The sequence below is a fragment of the Halanaerobium sp. genome (assembly GCF_003070835.1).
This window is the reverse complement of the sequence record NZ_QBLR01000038.1, coordinates 1-22,723: the sequence shown is the minus strand read 5'-3', so window position 1 is coordinate 22,723 and position 22,723 is coordinate 1. Positions and strand designations below refer to the sequence as shown.

Below are 22,723 nucleotides of genomic sequence, written 5' to 3'. Positions count from 1 at the left end.
AGCAAAGATACTGCTTAAAGCAAGTTTAAAGGAATTCTTTTTATTTCTGCTCTGCCAGTATTCAGCGATAAATATTAAAAGAAAAGGGCCAATTATAAATCCCAGAGGTCCCAAAAATATTGTACCAACTACCATTCCAATAACAGCTGCCGCAATCGTTCTATTGCTTCCACCCTGTTTTTTAATAAAATAAGCGTTGGCCAGATAATCTGCCAGAAAAATAATAACTGTAATTAAAACTGCTCCGGTCCAAAAATAAGGAGAATAGCTGACATCTGTCTTTATTATTCTGTATAAAATAACTGCAGCCCAGAAAAAAACAGAATCAGGCAGCACCGGCAAAAAGATTGCCGCAATTTCCAGGGCAAATAATATTAAAAGCATAATCAATAAAAAAATCTCCAATTTGATCACTCCCCATTCAGTAATATTGATTTATAAATAACACAGACAAAAATAATTTTAAAACTAATAAATAAATCCTAGGCTAAATTTTATTATAACATAAATATCTTAAAGCAAGCAAAAAACCCTGTTATCTAAACAGGGTGGTGAATTGCAACATGTAATGCACGATTTTTTTGATTTCTTTGAAATTACCTGTACCTTCAGTATTTCTAGATGCTAAAACTTAGTTTTTCTCTGAATAATTCATCTGAGTTACCGTAGTCAAACATTTTTCTGGGATAAGTATTTATGAATTCCTGAATCTTTTTTACCAGGGTTCTCTTGATCCCTTTGAAACTTGTGCCTTTAGGTAAGAATCTTCGAATAAACCTGTTAGCTACCTCATTTGAGCCCCTCTGCCAGCTGCAGTAGGCATCACAGTAATACTGGCTGGTTCTGGGGATACTGCTGCCTGTAAACGATTCTTCTATCCCCTCATAATCTGCAAATTCTGATCCATTGTCTGTGGTTATCGTTTTGAAAGTCTCTCTAAAATTAACTACCCCAAATCGTCTTTCTATTCTATCCAGTCCTTTTATTACTGATTCTGCTTTTTTGTTAGGTATTTTCTCTATGATTTCCTCTCTGGTCTGTCTTTCTGTTAAGACCAGCAAAAAAGGTTCTCCTTTTTCTTTTATTCCTTCTACCAAATCCATCTCCCAGTGTCCAAATTCTTCTCTAGTATCTGCCTCTTCAGGTCTATCTCTAATTGTCCGACCTTCCTTGCGTCTGGTGGTACTTGCACTTTCTTTTGGCCTGTCTTTTTCTGTCTTATAGTTACCATGAGGCAGATCATCTCTATCTAAATCTAAGATTTCTTTATCTATATAATTATAGATTGTTTTCCAGTGTAATTCCATATCAAACTCATCTGATTCTCTTATATTTTGAGCTACTGCTGCAGGTGATTTATGAGCTTTAATTCTTTTTTCAATAAATTTAGCAAGCTCATCATTTGTACCAATCTTTAAATTGGGGCCTTTGCCTGTTGCATTGTGATCATAGACTTCTTGCCCCTTTTCAGGTGAGTATACCTCTATAATTCTCCATTCATAATCTCTTATTTCAATAGTTCCTTTTTTTACTTCTCGGCTCACAGTTGTTCTATCACAATTTAATTCTCTTCCTATTTCTGCAAAGTTTTTATCCTGTTGATTATATAAATGCTCTATTTTTACACGATCTTTATAAGTCAGGTGTTCACCTTTGCTTCGTTCTGTGTTACAATTATCTTGACACATATTCTGTACCTCCTAATGTTTTTGTCGCTATTAACATTATACAAAAGGTACAGGTATGTGTCTATTTTTTTCTAAATCAAACCGTGCATTTAATTATACAATTTATCATCTAAACAGGGTTTTTAACTCTTAATTTCTTTTTTTAGAATAAATTAGTTGTGAACTTTTTACTCTATTTTGCTGAACAACAGTTGATCTAATTCATTTTCTCAGTTATATTTCATTAATAACTAAGCGTTATCAGAAACAGCTTTTAAAACTTCATCAATATCAGGTAATTCTGGGATATCATATTCTTTAGCCCAGAGAATCTCTCCCTGATCATTAACTAAAATATTAACTCTACCTGAAATTCCTTTTTCCTCAATGAATATTCCAAGTTTGGAAGCAAAGTCACCATGAGGCCAGAAATCAGATACTAGTCTTAAATTTTCAAGTCCAATATTTTCTGCCCAGGCTCTTTTTGAAGGAACAGGGTCAACACTAATCCCCAGTGGAACAGTATTATTTTCCTCAAACTGATCATAATTATCTTCTAAAGCCTGCATCTGGTTGCGGCAGACACTTGTCCAGGCAAGTGGATGAAAAGAAAGCAGTACATTTTTACCTTCAAATTTTTCTAAACTAACTTCTTCTTCCTGATGATCACTTAACTTAAATTCTGGAATTCTTTCGCCTTTTTTTAATTTCATTTCCAAATACCTCCTGTTAAAATATATTTAAACCCGAGTTATTAACTTGTGTTTATTGTAACTCTATTGAAAGTTAATATCAAGTGAAAATTTAACAATTTCCATAATTATTTGCTTTTGCATTTATAAAAATTATGGTATAATAATTTATAATCTTAACTGGCTGTGGCGCAGCTTGGTAGCGCGCTTCGTTCGGGACGAAGAGGTCCGGGGTTCAAATCCCCGCAGCCAGACCATTTTTTAGATAATTATTGATATATAAACTAAAAGGCAGTAAAACACATCCCAAACGAGTGTGTTTACTGCCTTAATTTTTATTATTCGATCACTATAAAAGTTTTCGCTATTTAATTGTCTTTTTCTAACTTATTCATGATCGAGCGAGCTATTACAAGTCCAGAAACAGAAGCCTGCATCAATCCTCTTGTTATTCCTGCTCCATCTCCACCAAAGAATAAATTTTTAACCTTACTTTCCAGATTTTCGTTAACTTCCAGTCTGGAAGAATAAAATTTAACTTCTACTCCATAAAGCAGAGTATCACGTCCGTAAATCCCTGGAGTAATTTTATCAAGAGCTTTTAACATTTCAATAATACCTGTCAGGTGTCTGTGGGGCAGAACCAGAGACAAGTCCCCGGGAGTTGCATCTTTTAAAGTCGGTTCTGTCACAGAGCGCTTTAATCTTTCTTCAGTGGTTCTTCTACCTTCCAGCAGGTCACCCAGTCTCTGGACAAGAACACCACCAGCAAGCATATTAGCAAGTTTAGCAATACTCTTACCATATTTAATTGGCTCATGGAAGGGCTCTGTAAAAGTTTTGCTTACCAAAAGAGCAAAGTTAGTATTATGAGTTTTTATATCAGAATGACTGTGGCCGTTGACTGTGATTAAACCCTGGTTGTTCTCACTAACAACCTCACCATAGGGAGACATACAGAAAGTTCTCACCTTATCTTCAAAAGTTGGGGTATGATATATCAATTTAGATTCATATAGATTATCAGTCATATATTCAGTTACTGCAGCCGGACATTCAACTCGAACTCCAATATCAACCGGATTAATTGCTGTCCTAATATCAAGTTTTTTAGCCTCATTAGTTAACCACTCTGCATTTTCCCTGCCTGCAGCAGCCATTACAAAATCAGCTGTGATTTTTTCTCCTGCTTCAGTCTTTACAGCTTTAATCTGATCTGCTTCGACTATAAACTTCTTAACATTAACACCAAATCTGATTTCTACTCCCTCTTCTTCTAAATAGTCCTGCATATTCTGCAGAACAACCTGACTGTATCCTGTTCCTAAGTGGCGCAAACTGGCTGGAATAAAATTAAGCTCAGCTCGAACAGCCTTCTTTCTAATTTCATCCTGCTTGTCTTCAGCCACTCCAAAAATACGATCAGGTGCTCCAAATTCCATATAAATATCATCTGCATAAGCAATATTATCAATTAGTTCCTGTCTTCCTATGTAGTTTTCTAAATTCCCACCAATGTCAGGAGATAGAGAAAGTTTTCCATCACTATAAGCTCCAGCTCCTCCCCAGCCTGAAACTATAGCACAGCTCGGACAGTTAACACAGCCCATTCCAGGATTTTCCTTCATGGGGCAGACCCTTTTTTCTAGATCAGTACCCTTTTCTAAAATTAGAATATCAAGTTCTGCTTCCTTTTTCACAAATTCCATCGCAGTAAATATTCCAGTCGGTCCAGCTCCAATGATGATTAAATCATAATCTCTTTTACTCATTAATTATTAAACCTCCAGGTTTTTAAAATAAAGTCTAAATATTATTTTTTAGACAAACCAATACTATAGTTTCTAGACTGAAGCTCAGATTCCTGCTTTTATTTTAAATTTATCCAATATCTTTTTTTTATGTCATAAAAAAATCGACCCAATTATTCGGGTCGATTATTAAAAGATCTTTAATTACAATTCTTTATAAATTATTCTGCTATTCTTTTTCTTCCAGACGGGCCAGAATCAGATTATAGCCGTCCTCCCCATATTCCAGGGAGCGTTTAACTCGACTAATTGTTGCTGTGCTTACACCTGTCTCAGCCACTATATGATCATATGTATAACCTTCTTTAAGCATTCTAGCTACTTCCAGCCTCTGACCTAAAGCCTTTATCTCTCCAATAGTAGCTATATCCTGAAAGAAATTATAGCATTCTTCTTTGCTTTCAAGCATCAAAATTGCTTCAAATAGCTGCTCAGTAAATTTATCCTTTATATTTCTGGACAAAGTTTACACCTCTCTTCTGAATATGGATCTTACTCCCATTCTATTGTACCAGGTGGTTTTGAAGTAATATCAAAAACTACTCTGTTAACTTCTTCCACCTGATTAACTATTCTATTCGAAATTGACTGCAGCACCTCATAGGGCAAACGAGCCCAGTCAGCTGTCATCGCATCATCACTATTTACTGCTCTTAAAATGATCGGATAACCATAAGTTCTCTCATCTCCCATAACTCCCACACTTCTTAAGTCAGGTAAAACTGCAAATGACTGCCAGATATCTCGATAAAGACCGGCTTCTTTGATTTCTTCCTGGACTATAGCATCAGCATTTCTTAAAATCTCCAGTTTGTCCCAGTCGACATCACCAATTATTCTGATTGCAAGTCCTGGACCAGGAAAAGGTTGTCTCCAGACAATTTCTTCTGGTAAACCCAGTACCTCTCCAATTTTTCTAACTTCATCTTTAAAGAGGAAGTGAAGAGGCTCAACCAGATCAAGATTCATCTCCTCAGGCAGTCCCCCAACATTGTGATGACTTTTGATAGTGGCCGCTTTATCAGTGCCCCCACTTTCTATAACATCAGAGTAAATTGTCCCCTGAACTAAGTAGCGGACATCTTCTAATTTTTCTGCTTCTTCGTCAAAAACCTGGATAAACTCATCACCGATAATTTTCCTTTTTCGCTCAGGATCTTTGACTCCTGCCAGTCTATCCAAAAATCTTTCTTTAGCATCGACATAAACCAGAGGAATATTAAACTCTTCCCCAAAGGTTCTTTTTACCTGCTCAGCTTCACCTTTACGGAGCAGCCCGTGATCAACGAAAATACAGGTCAACTGGTCTCCCATAGCTTTATGTACAATAGCAGAAGCAACTGCAGAATCAACCCCACCAGACAGACCACAGATCACCTTGCCCTTACCAACCTGTTTTCTAATTCTTTCTACTTCTTCATTAATATAATCTGCCATATTCCAGTTGGCTCTGACATCTACAATTCTAAATAAAAAATTGTGAAGTATAGTTTTTCCCTGAATTGTATGATTGACTTCTGGATGAAACTGAACTCCATAAAAATTTCTCTCAAAGTCAGCCATTGCTGCTGTAGCTGTTAATTCAGTTCTAGCAATAATTTCGAAACCTGTCGGTACTTCTTTGACATGATCACCATGACTCATCCAGACCTGAGAATGGTTTTCTAATTCTTTAAACAGTTTTTTATCAGTATAAATTTCTAAATCTGCCTTACCATATTCACCATGTTCAGCTTTTTCTACATGACCGCCTTCTAAAAGCTGTGCCATCAACTGCATTCCATAACAAATACCTAAAATTGGAATCCCGAGTTTAAATACACCCTGATCTACCCCTGGAGCACCAGGTGATGTTACACTATCAGGTCCACCTGAAAAAATTATAGCTGCCGGATCAATTTTTTTGATTTCTTCCAGCTCAATATTATGCCCTCTAATTACAGAATATACATTAAATTCTCTTACTCTTCTTGCAATCAGCTGACTGTACTGGCCGCCAAAATCAAGAATCAATATCTTATCGTAATCCATCTAATTCCCCTTCCGCTTTTATTTACTAAAGTATACAGTGGATTTAAGGCCTTTGTCAAGGAATAAGTCGCTTAGATAAATATTTTTTAAATTCAAATATTAAAACTCCCTCCTGTTAAAGAAACTCAACAGAAGGGAGTATTTCTCATCTCATATCTTTCTTTAAAAATTATAAGATAAGATATTAGCTGTTAATCATTTTTTAATGCGGCCTGAGCTGCAGCCAGACGAGCAATTGGTACTCGATATGGTGAACAGGAAACATAATTGAGTCCAGTTCTATGGCAGAATTCGATAGAAGAAGGTTCTCCACCGTGCTCACCACAAATTCCTAATTTTAGATCTGGTTTTGCTTTACGTCCAAGCTCTGCTGCAGTTTCAACTAACTGACCTACGCCCTCCTGGTCTAAGACCTGGAAAGGATCTTTAGCAAATATCTCCTGATCTAAATACTTACTGATAAACTTACCAGCATCATCACGAGAGAAACCGTAAGTCATCTGAGTTAGATCATTGGTACCAAAGGAGAAGAAATCAGCATGAGCTGCAACTTTGTCTGCAGTTAAAGCAGCTCTTGGAATCTCAATCATTGTTCCTACACTATAATTCACTTTAACACTTGAGTTTTCCAGAAGTTCTTCTGCAACCTCTACCGCATCTTCTCTTAATATTTCTAACTCTTTTGCTGTACCTACAAGCGGAATCATAATATCAGCTTTGACATCATAACCCTCTTCTTCTTTAACTTCCAGAGCCGCAGAAATGATAGCCTTAACCTGCATCTTATAAATTTCAGGATAGGTTATTCCAAGACGGCAGCCGCGGTGACCAAGCATTGGGTTCATCTCTTCTAATTCACTAATTATTCTTTTTAACTCATCAACTGGTATACTCAGCTGATCAGCAAGGTTTTTAATATCTCTGTCATTTTGAGGCAGGAATTCGTGTAAAGGTGGATCCAGAAGTCTTACTGTTACAGTTTTATCCTGCATAACTTTAAAGATTCCTTTAAAATCATCTTTCTGATAGGGGAATAACTTATCTAAAGCTTTTTTACGTTTTTTCTTACTGTCAGCTACAATCATTTCTCGAACAGAAATAATTCTTTCACTATCAAAGAACATATGCTCTGTACGACAGAGGCCAATACCTTCTGCTCCAAAGTCAATTGCAACTTCAGCATCATGCGGTGTATCAGCGTTAGTATAAACTCCCATCTTACGATATTCATCTGACCATTCCATCAGCATTCTAAAGTTATCTGTTAAATTAGCATCTGTAGTTTCTACAACACCAGCGTAAACCTCACCAGTACTACCATTTAGGGAAATATAATCTCCTTCATTAAAGACCCGATCATCAACAAAAAACTGTCTGGAGCTTTCGTCAACCTGAATATCTCCGGCACCGGCAACACAACATTTACCCATTCCACGAGCAACAACTGCAGCATGTGATGTCATTCCACCACGAGATGTTAGGATACCATTAGACTTTACCATTCCTTCAATATCCTCAGGTGAGGTTTCTTTACGAACTAAAATTACATCTTCACCATCAGCAGCAGCTTCAGCTGCATCTTCTGAGTTAAAGTAAACTTTACCTGTAGCTGCGCCAGGAGAAGCTGCCAGACCCTTAGCCAGCAGATCCGCTTTTTCTAATTCTTCTTCTTTGAAGTTAGGGTGTAATAATTGACTGATATCTTCAGGATCGATTCGCATAACAGCAGTTTCTTTATCAATTAAGCCCTCTTCTTCCATATCAACAGCAATATTTACAGCTGCATCTGCAGTTCTTTTTCCAGTTCTGGTCTGCAGTAAGAAGAGATCTCCTTCCTGAATAGTAAACTCAATATCCTGCATATCATGATAGTGCTGCTCTAAGGTTTCAGTTACTTCTATAAACTCATCGTAAACCTCAGGCATTAAATTATTTAATTCACTGATATCTTTTGGAGTTCTAATACCAGCAACAACATCTTCACCCTGAGCATTGAGTAAAAACTCACCAAAAACCTTGTTTTCACCAGTAGCAGGATTGCGGGTAAAGGCAACACCTGTACCTGAGTTTTCACCTATGTTACCAAAAACCATAGTCTGTACATTTACTGCTGTACCTAAGTCATGTGGGATATCATTGTGATTTCTGTAAGATATAGCGCGGTTATTACTCCAGGAACTAAATACAGCTTTAACAGCCATTAATAATTGTTCTTCTGGTTTTTGTGGAAAATCTATGTCTTTTCTATTTTTAATTAATGCTTTAAAATCTTTGATTATATCTTTAAGATCATCAACTGTTAGATCAGTATCATTATCATACCCTTTTTTCTCTTTTTTCCTTTCCAGATAATTATCAAATTCATAACCTGGAATTCCTAAAACAACATTACCAAACATCTGAATTAAACGTCTGTAGCTGTCATAGGCAAAACGAGGATTAGAAGTCTTTTTAGCAAGACCTTCAACACTCTTATCATTTAAACCAAGATTCAAAATAGTGTCCATCATACCGGGCATAGAAATTACTGCTCCAGATCTAACAGATACTAAGAGAGGATCATCTACATCACCAAAATCTTTGCCTATTTTCTTTTCTAGGTTTTCTAAATGTTTAAAAATACTTTCTTTTAAACTTTCCTCCAGTTTTTCACCAATTTCAAGATAGTGAATACAGGCTTCTGTAGTGATTGTAAATCCAGGGGGTACAGGTAATCCAATTTTGCTCATCTCAGCAAGATTGGCTCCCTTACCACCTAACAGTGACTTCATTTCTTTTTTTCCTTCTTCAAAGTCATATACATATTTCTTCAACAAAACCCCTCCTTTTGTTAGTTAAGATCATTTATGATATCAATGACTAAATTTGCCGCTTCTTCGACAGCTTTTTTAGTCATGTCAATTACCGGACAGCCAACTTTTCTCATTATTCTTTCGGCATATTCCAGTTCCTCATATATCTTTTCTATTGACACATAATCAACACTATTATCAAGACCTAAAACTCTGATTCTTTCCCTTCTTATTTCTATTAAATCCGAAGGGTCAATCATCAGGCCAATTATTTTTCTGCGTGGAACTTCAAATAATTCATCTGGTACTTTTGAGCCTTTAACCAGTGGAATATTAACTACTTTGTAATTTTTATGAGCAAGATACATACTTAATGGAGTTTTCGAAGATCGTGAAACACCAATCAAGACAATATCTGCTTTCAAAATACCACGGGGATCCTTGCCGTCATCGTATTTAACAGCAAACTCCACTGCTTCAACCCTTTTAAAATAGTCTTCATCCAGTTTACGAATAACACCAGATTCCCTTACAGGTTCCTGTCCTAAAAAATCAGTAAATGTATCTAAACAGGGGGCCATAACATCAATATAAGGGACTCCTATTTCTTCGCATTTCTGGCGAAGGTATTCGGAGATTTCCTTATTGACAATAGTATAAACGAAGATTGAATTTTCGGAATTTAAACCTTCTATAATATTATCAATTTTTGTTTTGCTTTCTACATAGGGATATTTTTTTATTTCATAATCCGAGTCTTTATACTGTTCTGCAGAAGCTCGAGCAACCTGTTCTGCAGTATCTCCCACTGAATCAGATAATACATAGACTAAGAAATTTTTTATCATATTATCACCTTATCCTACAGAGCTTTTTTGTAAGTTATTTTTATCTGTCTTTTTTTATATATCACCACCTGTATTTTATTTCTATTTTTTGCAAAATAAACCTTTATTTTTCGCAAAAAATTATGAAAATTTAAAATAAAGTATTTTAACTGGGTATTTTGTCAGCAGTATTATTTTGTTTAGGCATTATCTTATTACAGCAGATATTATTAAAATAAAACTTTAATTTAAACTTTCATAGCTAAATAGTTTTCTCTTATAATATTTATTCTCTATTAATTAAAAAAATCCTTTTTTAAAAGAAGAAAATTTGATTAAAAATAAATTAAAAAAGATGCACCTCCCGGAGCAGAGAGATGCATCATTAAGATTAAAAACTATAGTGCTGAGTGGTTATCGGGCTTACATCATGCCGCCCATGCCACCCATGCCGCCCATTCCTCCGGGCATGCCACCGGGCATTCCGCCACTATTGTCATCATCATCGTCACTGTTATCAGCAACTAAACACTCAGTGGTTAAGAGCATGGAAGCCGCACTTGCTGCATTTTGCAGAGCAGAGCGTGTTACTTTAGCTGGATCAATGATACCGGCCTGAATCATATTAACATATTCGCCTTTCATAGCGTCAAAACCGATTCCTTCATCCTTTTCCTTAACTCTTTCTACAACTACAGATCCTTCGTGACCTGCATTATTAGCAATCTGCTTGATTGGAGCTTCTAGAGCTTTACGTACAATATCAACTCCAGTACCTTCGTCTCCTTCTAAGTTTAAGCTATCAAGAGAAGCCATTACCTTGAGGTAAGTTGTACCTCCACCAGCAACTAAACCTTCTTCCACAGCTGCTCTGGTAGCAGATAATGCATCCTCAATTCTGTGCTGCTTTTCTTTTAGCTCGGTTTCTGTTGCTGCACCAACCTGGATTACTGCAACTCCACCAGCTAATTTTGCTAATCTTTCCTGTAATTTTTCTCTATCAAAATCAGAAGTTGTTGTCTCAATCTGCTTTCTTAATTGAGAAATTCTGTCCTGAATTTTTTCTTTATCTCCATTACCTTCAACGATAGTTGTATCATCTTTAGTAATTGTTACTTTATGTGCCTGACCAAGATCATTAATGCTTGCATTTTCAAGCTTTAAGCCAAGGTCTTCAGTAATTAGAGTACCACCTGTTAGAACGGCAATATCTTCTAACATCGCTTTGCGGCGGTCACCAAATCCAGGTGCTTTAACAGCTACACAGTTAAAGGTTCCACGAATTTTATTTACTACTAGAGTAGCTAATGCTTCACCTTCAACTTCTTCAGAAATAATCATTAAGCTTTTACCTGACTGAGCAACCTGCTCTAATAAAGGTAAAATATCCTGAATACTTGAAATCTTTTTATCAGTAATTAAGATATATGGATCTTCTAAAGATGCTTCCATTGTATCAGTATCAGTTACCATGTAAGGGGATAGATATCCGCGATCAAACTGCATACCCTCTACAACATCTAAGGAAGTTCCCATACTCTTTGATTCTTCAACAGAGATAACTCCGTCCTGACCTACTTTTTCCATTGCTTCTGCAATTAAGTTACCAATTTCGTCATCATTACCGGCAGAAATTGAAGCAATCTGTGATACAGCTTCTTTTCCTTCTACTGGTCTGGCAACTGAAGCAATCTCATCAGTTAATTTTTCTACTGCTTTTTGAATACCTCTTTTGATCAGCATTGGATTTGCACCAGCAGCTACATTTTTAAATCCTTCTTTTAACATAGCTTCTGCTAATACTGTTGCAGTTGTTGTACCATCACCGGCAACATCATTAGTTTTAGTTGCTACCTCTTTAACTGCCTGGGCGCCCATATTTTCATAGCGATCTTTTAATTCTATTTCTTTAGCAATACTAACACCATCATTAGTGATAGTAGGTGAACCAAAGCTCTTTTCTAAAAGTACATTACGTCCTTTTGGTCCGAGTGTTACTTTGACTGCATTTGCTAAACGAGAAACTCCTGTTTCTAACTTGCGGCGTGCATCTTCGCCGAATTTTAACTGTTTTGGCATCTAAATCCCTCCTGTATAATTAATCTGAGTTATTTTTGAAAGTAAGCTTTAAATAAAAATTCAAATAGAAATATTACTAATTAGCTTATAAAAATTAAACTTTTATTTCTACTGCTTAGTTGAATCAATAAGTATTATTTAGTTAATTACTGCTAAAATATCTTCAATTGCAAGAATAATATATTCTTCACTATCAATTTCAACTTTTGTTCCAGCATATTTATCAAAAACTACAGTATCTCCAACAGCTACTTCAGCTTCTTCTCCTTCCGGAGCAATATTTTTACCTACAGCTACAATCTCACCCTGCTGTGGCTTTTCATCTTTTTTGGCTGTATCAGGAAGTACAATTCCTCCCTTGGTTTTTTCTTCACCTTCATCTTTGACAAATTTTACTGCAACTCTGTTATCTAGTGGTTTAATACTCATTAAAAAATAACCCCCTTCTAATATTATATTCTTTTATAATGATTAGCACTCATTTAAGACGAGTGCTAACAAGCACTGTAAATATAATATCTAAGACAGTTGGGAAAATCAAACTCTTCATTTGACTATTATAATAGATTAGAGAGTTCTAAAGTCTATTAAAATCGATTAAATAGCTCATTCTCTGATTAACGATTAATTTATGAGGATGTCTTCCTTTTTTACATTTCAAGGATTAAATCAAAACAAGCTCTGCCCCGTATTTTTCTTCCAGTTCAGTATAGTGGTTACCGGTTAAATCATTGCCATAGTAATCATATATAATTTCTGGTAAAACGATTTTTGTAATTTTTCCATTTATAGTTTCGAGACTTCTTTCTAAATCATAATTAGTTAAAAGTCCTGCTGCAATAATTGAGCCTCCAAAAAATTTATTTTTTACTTTCAATAGTTTTAAGTGGTCACTGATAACCAAATAATCTTTAAGCAAATCAGCTAAAAGATCATATCCTGCTTCTGAAGCCATAATTGCTGTAATTTCATTTTTGTTTTTCAAACTTTCAGCAGCATGGGCTTCTAGAGTATTTTTTACATCTCGACTCAAGTCATAGGACATTATCAGTCCGGAAATTTCATTTTTCTTCTTTTTAATAATTATTATTTTATTTTCATCAGCTCTTTGAATTTCGACCGCTGGATTTTGGGCTTTTTTGATCTGATAAAAAGCATCAACTCTGCTTTTAACAGCTTTCTGATCTACTTTTTTTATAATATCGCCAGCTCTTAAATCAGCTTTTGCTGCCGGTGAATTTTTTATAATTTCATTGATCTGGGCCTTAAAATTATTTAGCAGCTGAGGTTCAATAATTATTGGATATGAATAATTATTTTTGATTTTTTTAATAAATTGATCCAGCTTCTGATATTCAGCTGCATCAGCAGTAATTTCTGAATCTGCATAATGACTGAAGCCAGCCATAAAAACACGCAGTGTCAGCGGAGGATACTGCTCCAGATAATCAAAAGTTCTTTTTAAATAATCAAAACCCATTAGATGATGCATCGAAACAATGCTGGCAGAAAATTTCAGCTGCCTCTGCTTGAGTGCAGGTATAAACTTAAATACATTTTTCGGCTGCGAATCATTCATTAAAAAAACCCGTTCCTCAGGAGCGGGGGCATTTAAGGATATATTTAATTCCAGCGGCTCTAATTTTTTTAATAGATCAATTTTTTCAGGCTTGATAAATGAGGCACTGGTTGTTATTTTTATTTCAATACCGGGCCACCGCTGACGTAGATACTCTAAAATCTGATAAATTTCAGGGTGAACAAAGGGTTCTCCTTCGATAATTTTACTGGCTGACTCACCTATAAAAACCGGCAGCTCTGGATCTAAAAATTCAATCATCGTTTTAATTAAATCAAATTCCAAATGGCCAAAGCTGTAAGTTTCAATCTCTGAAGGATTATTTTTATGGCTACAGAAGATGCAGTTCAATTTGCAGATTGAAGTTATCGGCAGTATATTATCTTCCTTTACGGTTTTAAATAAAATTTCTTCTCTAGATCTTCTTTTCATCTCATCACCTACAATTTTAAAGAGGGGTCAGCACTAATACTTAAAGGAGCAAAATCTCGCTCAAGGTACTGATAATAAGCCACTGCTCCAATCATCGCCGCATTATCAGTACATAACTCCAGAGGAGGATAATAAAGTTTTAAATTATATTTTTCTAACTTTTCTTCCAGATAGCTTCTCAATCTTTGATTGGCCGCAACTCCACCTGATAAAACAACACTTTCAACTTTATATTCCTCTACAGCCTGCAGTAAATTAGAAGCCAGGCTGTCTACAACTGCTTTCTGAAAACTGGCTGCCAGATCACTGGTATTTATTTCATTTCCCCGCTGTTTTTCATTATTAACATAATTCATCACAGAGGTTTTTAAGCCACTAAAGCTGAAGTTGTAACTTTTACCTAAATCAGCTCTGGGAAAGTCTATAGCCTCTTCGTTCCCCATCTGAGCTGCCTTTTCTATTGCTGGACCACCAGGATAACCGAGGCCAAGAAAACGAGAGATTTTATCAAACGCCTCTCCGGCTGCATCATCTATGGTTCTACCTAAGATTTGATACCCCCTCAAATCTTCAAAATATAAAAGATCTGTGTGTCCACCAGAAATAGTCAGACAGAGAAGTGGTTTTTTAATCTCAGGATTAGCAATAAAGTTAGCATAAATATGACCGGCAATATGATTGACCCCGATTAATGGGATATTTAAAGCAAGCGAAATAGTCTTAGCAGCTGTCAGAGTAACTAAAAGCCCGCCGACCAGTCCTGGACCGGATGTAGCAGCTACTGCATCTAAATCCTCAAACTTAATTCCAGCTTCTGCTAATGCCTGGTCAATTACAGGCAGCAGCAGTTCTAAGTGTTTGCGAGAAGCAATTTCCGGCACCACTCCCCCAAATTTTTTATGAACATCAACCTGTGAAGAAACAACATTTGCCATGACCTCCAATCCATTTTTATTAACTGCAGCTGCAGTTTCATCACAGGAGCTCTCTAAGGCAAGTATATAAATATCTTCATTTTTATTTTTTAACTTATCGCTATATTTCAATTTTTCCACTCCCATATTAATTACTTCCATATTTCTGCTGCCAGTTAATTTCGGCCTGGGGCTTTTTTAAATAAGCAGGTTTAAGCTGATAAATATCATCTTTTTGGCCCCGTTTTAAATAATTTTCTCCCAGCCTTGCTAAAACTGCAGCTCGAGGCAGATCTGATTCAGGTTCACCATATTTTATCGAAAAATCATTTGCTTTTAATACTTTTCCTACTTCTAATTTTTTTTCCCCAATTATAGTTATTTGATGCTCACTGTAATCTTTTAAAATTTTGGGCAACTCAGCAATCCTAACAGCTGCCGGCGGATATATTTCTTTAATAAAATCATCAAACTCAGCTTCTGGCTGCTGATAAAAAGCATAATAGACTCTCTCTCTTCTGGCATCTAAAAGTGCTAATCTATAAGCACCGGCTGCTCCTGCTGCCATGATTTCAAGTGTAGGAATTCCTTTAACTGGAATAGCAAAAATTCTACCCAGCATTTTTGCTGTTGTAATACCAATTCTGAGGCCGGTAAAAGACCCGGGGCCTGTAGCTACAGCAGCTCCATCGAGATCTTTAGCTTCAATCTCTAAAAGCTCAAAAATTTCTTCCATTAAGGGCAGTAATTTTTCGCTGTGCTGCCTTTTTAAACTTAAATTAAATTCTCCTCTAAGCTGACCTGATTCCATCAGGGCCAGACCAAGATTATCTGTTGAACTATCTATTGCCAGAGTTAACATTCTTTATTCAACCTTTCTATTAATAATCTGCTTTTTTTACCTTCACCACGAACAGTTATTTTTCTCTTTTCAGCAGATATTTTTTCTAGATTAATAAAAATAAAATCAGCCGGAAGCAGCGGCAGAGCAAGTTCCGGCCATTCAATAAAAATAACAGCTTCTCTGTTTAAATAATCTTCAAAACCAATTTCTAAAAGTTCTTCTGTTCTATCCAGACGATAAAGATCCATATGAATAATCTCTTTTTCTCCTGAATATTCCTGGACCAGATTAAAAGTAGGGCTTGTCACTTCACCCTGATAACCAAAGACTGAAACAGCGGCTTTAGTAATTAAAGTTTTACCGGTGCCCAGCTCTCCTTTAAGCAGAATAAGTGCTGGAATTTCAATTAATTGAGCCAGTTTCCGACCAAATTCTTCAGTCCCGGCTGGAGAATCAGTAATCATTGAATAACTTTTATCCATTTAATTTCCCAGCTCCTCTGAACGCTCGGCTGCTGCTTTTACAGCTTTAATTACAGAGGCCCGAAATGCATTCTCTTCCAGTTCTGCTACCCCGGCAATTGTAGTTCCTGCCGGTGAACAAACCATATCTTTTAATTCAGCAGGATGTTTATCTGAACTTAATACCATTTCGGCTCCACCTTTAACCGTTTGAGCAGCCAGTTTAAGAGCAGTCTGACGATCAAGCCCTTTTAAAACTCCTGCATCTGACAGTGCCTCAATAAAAAGGTAAACAAAGGCCGGCCCACTGCCGCTGAGTCCAGTTACTGCATCCATTGCCTCTTCTTTGACCTCAACTGTTTTTCCCAGTGAATTAAAAATCCTATCAACAAAGGCTTTCTCATCTGCCTCAACAGCTGAAGTATAATAAAGAGCACTCATCCCTTCTGCAACTAAAGCCGGAGTATTGGGCATTACTCTAATTATCTTAGCTCTGGCACCAAAGTACTGGGCAAGTAATTCTGTTTTAACTCCGGCTGCAATTGAAATAATCACTTTTGAAGCTGCTTCTTTTTTAATATCTTCCAGTACTAAGTTAATTATCTGAGGTTTAACTGCCAGAATAATATAATCAGCTTCAGCTGCAGCAGCTTTATTATCAGCAGTAATAGCTATCTGAGAAAATTCAGCTGGAAGCTCAAATTCCGCATCAGCAAATTTCTTATCTGCGGCTGTAATATTTTCGGGCTTAACTAAGCCCTGATTTAAAATACCACTTAAAATTGCCTCTCCCATATTTCCCAGACCAATAATCGCTAAGTTCATTTATAAATCCTCCTCCAGCTTACTCTCTAATCTGACCATTACCCATAATTATATATTTGGTAGTTGTTAATTCTTTTAATCCCATTGGTCCTCTGGCATGCAGTTTTTGAGTACTGATTCCTGTTTCAGCCCCCAGTCCAAACTGTCCTCCATCTGTAAAACGGGTCGAAGCATTTACATATACTGCTGCTGCATCAATATCATCTAAAAATGCTCTGGCAGTAGTATAATTTTCTGTTACTATAGCCTCCGAATGTTTGGTTCCATACTTATAGATATGCTCTACAGCTTCTTCATAATCTGCTACAACTTTAACAGACATAATATAATCTAAAAATTCGGTTGCATAGTCTTCTTCTGTAGCTGCTTTAACTTTAGGGACAATCTTTTGAGTCTGCTCACAGCCCCTTAATTCTACATCACTTTCGGCAAAAATTCGGCCCATCTCTGGCAGAAACTCCTCTGCAACCTCCTGATCAACCAGTAAACTTTCGGCAGCATTGCAGACAGCAGGTCTGGAATATTTAGCATTGAAAACAATTTTTTTAGCTTTCGTCAGATCTGCATCTTTATTTACATAAACATGACAGTTACCAACACCCGTTTCGATTACAGGCACCTTTGATTCGTTGACAACTTTTTGAATCAAACCGGCTCCACCGCGCGGGATTAAAACATCTAAATAATCATTTAGAGTAAAGAGTATATCTACTGCCTTACGGTCAGTAGAAGAAATTAACTGAACAGCTTCTTTTGGCAGCCCGGCCTCCTGCAGACCATCCTGAATGATGTTTGTTAAAATTTGATTTGAGTTAAAAGCGTTTGATCCCCCACGCAGAATCACTGTATTTCCTGATTTTAAACAGAGACCTGCTACATCAACTGTAACATTAGGCCTGGCTTCATAAATAATACCGATTACTCCCAGCGGAACTCTTATTTTGCCAATCTGAAGTCCATTTGGTCTTTTCCACATCTGAGGAACTTCTCCAATCGGATCTTCCTGAGCGGCAACTTCTCTTAAACCCTGAGCCATCCCCTCAATTCTTGCTTCAGTGAGCTTAAGTCGATCAAGTAAGGCTCTACTTAAATCATTGTCTCTGCCTTTCTGCATATCCTTTTCGTTAATCTCTAAGATCTCAGCCTGTCTTTCCAGCAGTTTATCAGCAATAGAATTTAAAGCATTATTTTTTTCGTTGGTACCTGCTTTGGCTAATTTCCTGGCTGCTTTTTTCGCTGCATCTGCCTGTGAAATTAATTCTTCTCTAATACTCATCTTTATCTCCTCCTATAACCATATTATCTCGATGGATAACTTCACTTTTATTAAAATAACCAAGAATTTGTTCAATCTCATTTGAATGAGCGCCTTTAATTTTTTCAATTTCGTCAGAATTATAGTTAACAATCCCCTTACCAATCGCCCGTTTCCCGTCACTAATAGTTACCGGATCACCACTATTAAATTCTCCTTCAATCTTAATAATGCCACCGGGTAGTAAACTTTTGCCTCTTCTGACTAAGGCCTCTGCTGCTCCCTGATCAACTACAATTTTACCAAGCGGCGGCAGATTGAAATTAAGCCACTGTTTTCTTTTAGACAACCTCTCCTCGGCTGTTAGGAAGGTAGTTCCCAGATCAAACTGACTATTTTCTGCCATCTCCACAATTTTTAGAAGTGAGTTTTTTTCTTTCCCTGAGCCAATAATCATCTGCACCCCGGAATTTACCGCGATTTTAGCAGCTTCAATCTTTGTTTCCATACCACCTGTTCCAACTTCACTTCCCTTACCGCCAGCCATTTTTTCTATCTCAGCGGTAATATTCTCAACTTTAGAAATCAGACTAACATTATCTCTATTTCCATCTGGATTGCCATTATAAAGTCCATCAACATCAGAAAGATTGATCAATAAATCTGCCTCTACCAGTCCGGCAACTCTTGCTGCCAGAGTATCATTATCTCCTACTTTAATTTCATTTGTAACCACTGTATCATTTTCATTAATTACAGGAATTACATCATGTTCAATTAAAGTTTTTAAAGTATTAAAGGCATTTAAATAGCGGTTTCTATTTTCTAGGTCACTTGAAGTTAATAAAATTTGAGCAGATTTTGCTCCATATTCCCTGAAAAATTTATTATAAATACCAACTAAAAGTCCCTGTCCAACAGCTGCACAGGCCTGCTGTTCTGGAATAGAAGCCGGTTTTTTAGCATAGCCGAGCTCTCCCATACCTGCTGCCACAGCTCCGGAACTAACAAGAAGCATTTCTCTTCCCTGATTTTTAAGGTCAACAAGCTGTCTGCTTAAAGCATCAAGTTGAGTAAAATTCAATTTTCCATTTTTGTTGGTTAAACTGCTGCTCCCTACTTTAACTACAATTCTCTTAAATTTCATTATTAAATCATCCTGTCTTAAGCTAATTTTAGAATTAAAGACACTTTTATTTATTATATCAAATTTAATTAAAGATAAAAAGGGGATAGCTGTTATCTAAACAGCTATCCCCAGTAATATAATATATTTCTGTAAAAATTAAGTTAAGCCAGTTCTATCTTTAAAACTTTGGTTCCGGCTTTAACTCTCTCTTTCTTTAAGATTTCTATATTTTTAACTTTTTCCATGTTGGTAATAATAACTGGAGTAGAAATCGAAGGAGCATTTTCTTTAATGAAATCTAAATCTACTTCAATTAAAGGAGTCCCAACTTCAACCTTATCCCCATTTTCTACAAGCTTTGTAAATCCTTCTCCATCTAATTTAACAGTATCTATTCCAATATGAACCAGAACTTCCAGCCCTTTTTTAGTTTTAATTCCGACTGCATGGCCTGTAGAAAAAATCTGAACAATCTCACCGGCACAGGGAGACTTAACTACATTTTCTTCAGGAGTGATAGCAAATCCGTCTCCAAGCATTTTTTGGGCAAAAGCATCATCCGGTACATACTGCAGTTCACTAACTTCCCCTGCAAATGGTGCAGCTAAATATTCTTCTTTTTTCTTAAATATATTAAACATCAAATCTCCTCCTTTAATTTATTATAAAACATTTTTTTGATAATTTACAGAATTATTTTAAACAACTAGAATTAATTTACATTATGTCTTTGATCTTATCTTTTAAAGCGTCAGACTCAGGTCCAAAAACAACCTGGACACTGCTGCCCGATTTCATAACTCCTGAAGCACCTAAATTTTTCAGCTCTTTTTCGTCAATCTTTGAATTATCAACAACTTCCAGCCTTAATCTGGTAATACAGGCATCTACACTTTCTAAGTTTTCACTTCCCCCTAAAGCAACCAGTACATTTGCGGCTCTCTGATCTTTATCAGCAGTAGCCTCATTTTCTGATTCAACTGCATCACTGCCGCGCCCTGGTGTTTCAAAATCAAAAAGCGGAATCGTAACATAGAAAACTGTAAAATAAAGAACTGCCATTATTGGACCCACCACTAGCCAGAACATCATTGGATTACCAAGATTAGAAAGACTTAAGATATAATCAATTGCACTGGCAGAAAAAGTATAGCCAATTCTAATATTAAAGTAGTTAGTTAAAAGACCGGATATAAAAGCACCAACAACATGAAATAAATAAAGTGGTGGAGCTACAAAAATAAATAAAAATTCAATTGGCTCTGTTATACCAGTTAAAAAAGAAGTTATAGCAGCAGTTGTTAACATACCTGCAACTTTAACCTTATTTTTAGCTCTTAAATACATAGCCAGACAGGCAGATGGAAGAGCAAATAACATCAGTGGAAACTCAGCAGCCATAAAACGACCTGCTGTAGGATCCCCGGCAAAAAATCTGGCTGTTTCTCCTCTTAAAACCTGGCCAGCTTCGGTTGTAAAACGTCCAAATTCATAGAGAAAAGGTGGATAATAAACATGATGTAGACCAACAGGAATTAGCGCCCTCTTTCCCGCTGCATATAAAGCTGGGCCTATAGGTGAATTCATTGCAAAACGGGCAAATTGATTTATTTGAATCTGAATCGGAGGCCAGATAAACGATAAAGCAACTCCTGCTAGAACAGATCCTGCGGCGGTAACAATTGGAACCAGTCTTTTCCCGGCAAAAAAGCCTAAATATGGGGGTAGTTCAGTGCTGTGAAACTTTTTGTACATTTGAGCAGCTATTATACCCACAACTATACCGCCAAAAACTCCGGTATTGATTGATTCAATACTTCCTCCTGTTCTTTCTGAAATATCAATTATTCCAGCCATTACATCAAGCACTTTTGCGTAGACTGTAAATCCTACACCGGCAGCCAGTGCTGCAACAGCATCACCAGCAAAACCAATAGCCACACCTAAAGCAAAAATTAGGGGCAGCTGCTCAAAAATCGCAATTCCACTGTTAAACATTACCTCACCAACATCAAAAACAAGACCACTCTGTTCCTGAAGCATTCTACCCAGAGCAACTAAAATACCTGCTGCTGGCAGAACTGAAACAGGTGTCATTAATGCTTTACCAATTTTTTGTAACTTCTTAAAACCTTTCATTAAAAAATTTCCTCCCTTTTAAAATTATAATTATTATAGATAAAAAATATATATAAAAGCAAAAAAGCCGACTAGATAGACTGAGACTAATAACTTTAGTCCGCTATCTAATCGGCTTTTGCCTGATTGAACAGTAACACGCCAGTTAAATACATTTATATTTTATTTTAATGAGCCAAAACAGCTCATATTATGCAAAAGTAAATTTTTAGTTAAATATCTAAATCTCTTTTTAATCTGTGCAAATGCAGTGCTAAATAACCCTTTTCGCTGTCCGGCACCTGACAGTTAACTTTATCTTCTATTATTTTAGCAAGTTTTTCTGCTACTTTAAAAGAAAATTTAAAATTCTCTTTAATATCTTCTAAAAGTGGATTGGGATTTGAAGCCTCAGTTTCTATTCTCTCGAGGGCAAAGCGCAGATGATTGACTAATCTTGCATAATTAAGACTATCATAACTTAACTTCTGCCCAAGTTCGCTCTCCACCTCTGTTACCAGCTCTTTAATCAGAGAAGTATTTTTTAAAGTTTTAGAAATTCCTCTTTCATTCCTGGCACCGTGAATATGAAGGGTTATAAATCCTACTTCACTTTCGGGTACAGCTAAATTAAATCTATCAGAAATCATATCTACAGCTTTTTCTGCCAGACTGTATTCTTTGTTATAAAGGGTTCTTGTTTCCGCTAAAAAAGGATTAGCCACCTCTATTCCATCTTTAATTCTTTTTAAAGAAAAAGCTATATGATCGGCAAGCCCAATCCTGATATGCTGATCCAGCTCTTCATTTAACTCAGAACTGGCCATTGCAATTATTTCTTCGGTTATTCCGATTACCTTACTGTCTACTTCCTCTAATAACTGAATATAGTTTTCTCTTTTTTCACCTTTAATCGGTGCAAATTCTTTATCAATTTTAAGTTCTGATTTCAAAAACTGATCACCAGTTTTTCTAGAGAAGCCAATTCCTCTGCCAATTAAAATCATTTCTCTTTTAGAAGAAATTTCTTCGGCCAGAATAACATTATTATTAAAGATCTTTTTTATTTTAAATTTCTCAGCTGCAGCCATAAATGCCCCCTCAAAAAATTGCAGATCACTGGCAAAAATCAGAATTAATATCTAATAGATTAAAAAAATCCAGAAAAAGATAAATTTTTCTCAACAAATTAAAAATATCCCTTCCTAGATTATGCCTGATTTAACAGTTACACTCTATAAATTATTCATTTCTTTAATAATAACAG

Annotated in this window: 20 protein-coding genes and 1 tRNA gene; 1 reads left to right on the top strand and 20 read right to left on the bottom strand. The window is 36.2% G+C overall.

All coding sequences use genetic code 11. From position 1 onward, the window contains the following. From CI949_RS06295 to CI949_RS06285, 3 genes are all read right to left on the bottom strand, one after another. Window positions 1–414: DUF456 domain-containing protein (locus tag CI949_RS06295; protein ID WP_290764185.1), on the bottom strand; the 414-nt coding region annotated here is incomplete at its 3' end. Between the two features lie 203 nt (window positions 415–617). Beyond that, window positions 618–1,688 carry an IS30 family transposase gene (locus tag CI949_RS06290; protein ID WP_114488879.1) on the bottom strand — a complete coding sequence of 357 codons (1,071 nt, stop codon included), beginning with the start codon at window positions 1,686–1,688 and terminating at the stop codon, window positions 618–620. A gap of 230 nt (window positions 1,689–1,918) precedes the next feature. After that, window positions 1,919–2,380: a redoxin domain-containing protein gene (locus CI949_RS06285; protein ID WP_290764181.1), complete on the bottom strand. Its 462-nt coding sequence runs from the start codon at window positions 2,378–2,380 to the stop codon at window positions 1,919–1,921. Between the two features lie 159 nt (window positions 2,381–2,539). On the opposite strand from CI949_RS06285, the gene CI949_RS06280 reads away from it, so the two are divergent. Beyond that, window positions 2,540–2,616: transfer RNA gene (locus CI949_RS06280), tRNA-Pro, on the top strand. 111 nt (window positions 2,617–2,727) lie between these two features. Here the strand turns inward: CI949_RS06280 and CI949_RS06275 are convergent. The 17 genes from CI949_RS06275 to CI949_RS06195 all read right to left on the bottom strand — a co-directional run bounded on the left by CI949_RS06275 (window position 2,728) and on the right by CI949_RS06195 (window position 22,547). Continuing rightward, entirely contained in the window at window positions 2,728–4,131 is a 1,404-nt protein-coding gene (locus CI949_RS06275; protein WP_290764178.1) for an NAD(P)/FAD-dependent oxidoreductase, read from the bottom strand. Window positions 4,132–4,339: 208 nt separating this feature from the next. Further along, window positions 4,340–4,633: a YerC/YecD family TrpR-related protein gene (locus CI949_RS06270; RefSeq protein ID WP_133529463.1), complete on the bottom strand. Its 294-nt coding sequence runs from the start codon at window positions 4,631–4,633 to the stop codon at window positions 4,340–4,342. A 29-nt stretch (window positions 4,634–4,662) separates the two neighbouring features. Continuing rightward, window positions 4,663–6,201 (bottom strand): glutamine-hydrolyzing GMP synthase, encoded by a 1,539-nt coding sequence (gene guaA / locus CI949_RS06265; protein WP_290764174.1) that lies wholly within the window; start codon window positions 6,199–6,201, stop codon window positions 4,663–4,665. Between the two features lie 191 nt (window positions 6,202–6,392). Beyond that, the gene (gene ppdK / locus CI949_RS06260) at window positions 6,393–9,017 is read right to left on the bottom strand and encodes a pyruvate, phosphate dikinase (protein ID WP_347877172.1); all 2,625 of its coding nucleotides are present in this window, start codon (window positions 9,015–9,017) and stop codon (window positions 6,393–6,395) included. A gap of 14 nt (window positions 9,018–9,031) precedes the next feature. Then, entirely contained in the window at window positions 9,032–9,841 is an 810-nt protein-coding gene (locus CI949_RS06255; RefSeq protein WP_108139105.1) for a pyruvate, water dikinase regulatory protein, read from the bottom strand. Between the two features lie 402 nt (window positions 9,842–10,243). Next, window positions 10,244–11,899, bottom strand: coding sequence for a chaperonin GroEL (gene groL / locus CI949_RS06250; protein ID WP_290764169.1), 1,656 nt, complete (start codon window positions 11,897–11,899; stop codon window positions 10,244–10,246). Window positions 11,900–12,037: 138 nt separating this feature from the next. Next, the gene (locus CI949_RS06245) at window positions 12,038–12,328 is read right to left on the bottom strand and encodes a co-chaperone GroES (RefSeq protein WP_076544792.1); all 291 of its coding nucleotides are present in this window, start codon (window positions 12,326–12,328) and stop codon (window positions 12,038–12,040) included. Between the two features lie 235 nt (window positions 12,329–12,563). Then, the gene (locus tag CI949_RS06240) at window positions 12,564–13,910 is read right to left on the bottom strand and encodes a DUF512 domain-containing protein (RefSeq protein ID WP_133529459.1); all 1,347 of its coding nucleotides are present in this window, start codon (window positions 13,908–13,910) and stop codon (window positions 12,564–12,566) included. 8 nt (window positions 13,911–13,918) lie between these two features. Further along, window positions 13,919–14,986, bottom strand: coding sequence for a tRNA (adenosine(37)-N6)-threonylcarbamoyltransferase complex transferase subunit TsaD (gene tsaD / locus CI949_RS06235; protein ID WP_166637080.1), 1,068 nt, complete (start codon window positions 14,984–14,986; stop codon window positions 13,919–13,921). Then, window positions 14,973–15,686, bottom strand: a complete 714-nt coding sequence (tsaB, locus tag CI949_RS06230; RefSeq protein ID WP_133529458.1) for a tRNA (adenosine(37)-N6)-threonylcarbamoyltransferase complex dimerization subunit type 1 TsaB — start codon at window positions 15,684–15,686, stop codon at window positions 14,973–14,975. Before tsaB ends, tsaD begins: the two co-directional genes overlap by 14 nt. Then, window positions 15,680–16,150 carry a tRNA (adenosine(37)-N6)-threonylcarbamoyltransferase complex ATPase subunit type 1 TsaE gene (tsaE, locus tag CI949_RS06225; protein WP_133529457.1) on the bottom strand — a complete coding sequence of 157 codons (471 nt, stop codon included), beginning with the start codon at window positions 16,148–16,150 and terminating at the stop codon, window positions 15,680–15,682. Before tsaE ends, tsaB begins: the two co-directional genes overlap by 7 nt. Further along, the gene (gene proC, locus CI949_RS06220) at window positions 16,151–16,954 is read right to left on the bottom strand and encodes a pyrroline-5-carboxylate reductase (RefSeq protein ID WP_290764155.1); all 804 of its coding nucleotides are present in this window, start codon (window positions 16,952–16,954) and stop codon (window positions 16,151–16,153) included. Window positions 16,955–16,973: 19 nt separating this feature from the next. Next, the gene (locus CI949_RS06215) at window positions 16,974–18,230 is read right to left on the bottom strand and encodes a glutamate-5-semialdehyde dehydrogenase (protein ID WP_290764151.1); all 1,257 of its coding nucleotides are present in this window, start codon (window positions 18,228–18,230) and stop codon (window positions 16,974–16,976) included. Further along, a complete protein-coding gene (proB, locus tag CI949_RS06210; RefSeq protein ID WP_108139090.1) occupies window positions 18,220–19,356 on the bottom strand; it encodes a glutamate 5-kinase in 1,137 nt (378 codons plus the stop codon). Before proB ends, CI949_RS06215 begins: the two co-directional genes overlap by 11 nt. A gap of 143 nt (window positions 19,357–19,499) precedes the next feature. Continuing rightward, on the bottom strand, window positions 19,500–19,979 hold the full coding sequence (locus CI949_RS06205; protein ID WP_133529454.1) for a PTS glucose transporter subunit IIA: 480 nt from the start codon (window positions 19,977–19,979) through the stop codon (window positions 19,500–19,502). Window positions 19,980–20,055: 76 nt separating this feature from the next. After that, a complete protein-coding gene (locus CI949_RS06200; protein WP_133529453.1) occupies window positions 20,056–21,477 on the bottom strand; it encodes a PTS transporter subunit EIIC in 1,422 nt (473 codons plus the stop codon). A gap of 212 nt (window positions 21,478–21,689) precedes the next feature. Continuing rightward, complete coding sequence (locus tag CI949_RS06195; protein WP_133529452.1) at window positions 21,690–22,547, bottom strand: glucose PTS transporter transcription antiterminator GlcT; 858 nt, start codon at window positions 22,545–22,547, stop codon at window positions 21,690–21,692. Window positions 22,548–22,723: the final 176 nt, after the last annotated feature.

What these genes read in the sequence shown, in the direction of transcription:
- groL (WP_290764169.1), bottom strand. Translation starts at nt 11,899, where the DNA reads ATGCCAAAACAGTTAAAATTCGGCGAAGATGCACGCCGCAAGTTAGAA.
- CI949_RS06215 (WP_290764151.1), bottom strand. Translation starts at nt 18,230, where the DNA reads ATGAGTATTAGAGAAGAATTAATTTCACAGGCAGATGCAGCGAAAAAA.
- CI949_RS06200 (WP_133529453.1), bottom strand. Translation starts at nt 21,477, where the DNA reads ATGAAAGGTTTTAAGAAGTTACAAAAAATTGGTAAAGCATTAATGACA.
- guaA (WP_290764174.1), bottom strand. Translation starts at nt 6,201, where the DNA reads ATGGATTACGATAAGATATTGATTCTTGATTTTGGCGGCCAGTACAGT.
- CI949_RS06245 (WP_076544792.1), bottom strand. Translation starts at nt 12,328, where the DNA reads ATGAGTATTAAACCACTAGATAACAGAGTTGCAGTAAAATTTGTCAAA.
- CI949_RS06205 (WP_133529454.1), bottom strand. Translation starts at nt 19,979, where the DNA reads ATGTTTAATATATTTAAGAAAAAAGAAGAATATTTAGCTGCACCATTT.
- tsaD (WP_166637080.1), bottom strand. Translation starts at nt 14,986, where the DNA reads ATGGAAGTAATTAATATGGGAGTGGAAAAATTGAAATATAGCGATAAG.
- CI949_RS06285 (WP_290764181.1), bottom strand. Translation starts at nt 2,380, where the DNA reads ATGAAATTAAAAAAAGGCGAAAGAATTCCAGAATTTAAGTTAAGTGAT.
- tsaB (WP_133529458.1), bottom strand. Translation starts at nt 15,686, where the DNA reads ATGTTAACTCTGGCAATAGATAGTTCAACAGATAATCTTGGTCTGGCC.
- CI949_RS06290 (WP_114488879.1), bottom strand. Translation starts at nt 1,688, where the DNA reads ATGTGTCAAGATAATTGTAACACAGAACGAAGCAAAGGTGAACACCTG.
- CI949_RS06240 (WP_133529459.1), bottom strand. Translation starts at nt 13,910, where the DNA reads ATGAAAAGAAGATCTAGAGAAGAAATTTTATTTAAAACCGTAAAGGAA.
- CI949_RS06255 (WP_108139105.1), bottom strand. Translation starts at nt 9,841, where the DNA reads ATGATAAAAAATTTCTTAGTCTATGTATTATCTGATTCAGTGGGAGAT.
- CI949_RS06195 (WP_133529452.1), bottom strand. Translation starts at nt 22,547, where the DNA reads ATGGCTGCAGCTGAGAAATTTAAAATAAAAAAGATCTTTAATAATAAT.
- proB (WP_108139090.1), bottom strand. Translation starts at nt 19,356, where the DNA reads ATGAAATTTAAGAGAATTGTAGTTAAAGTAGGGAGCAGCAGTTTAACC.
- CI949_RS06275 (WP_290764178.1), bottom strand. Translation starts at nt 4,131, where the DNA reads ATGAGTAAAAGAGATTATGATTTAATCATCATTGGAGCTGGACCGACT.
- proC (WP_290764155.1), bottom strand. Translation starts at nt 16,954, where the DNA reads ATGAACTTAGCGATTATTGGTCTGGGAAATATGGGAGAGGCAATTTTA.
- tsaE (WP_133529457.1), bottom strand. Translation starts at nt 16,150, where the DNA reads ATGGATAAAAGTTATTCAATGATTACTGATTCTCCAGCCGGGACTGAA.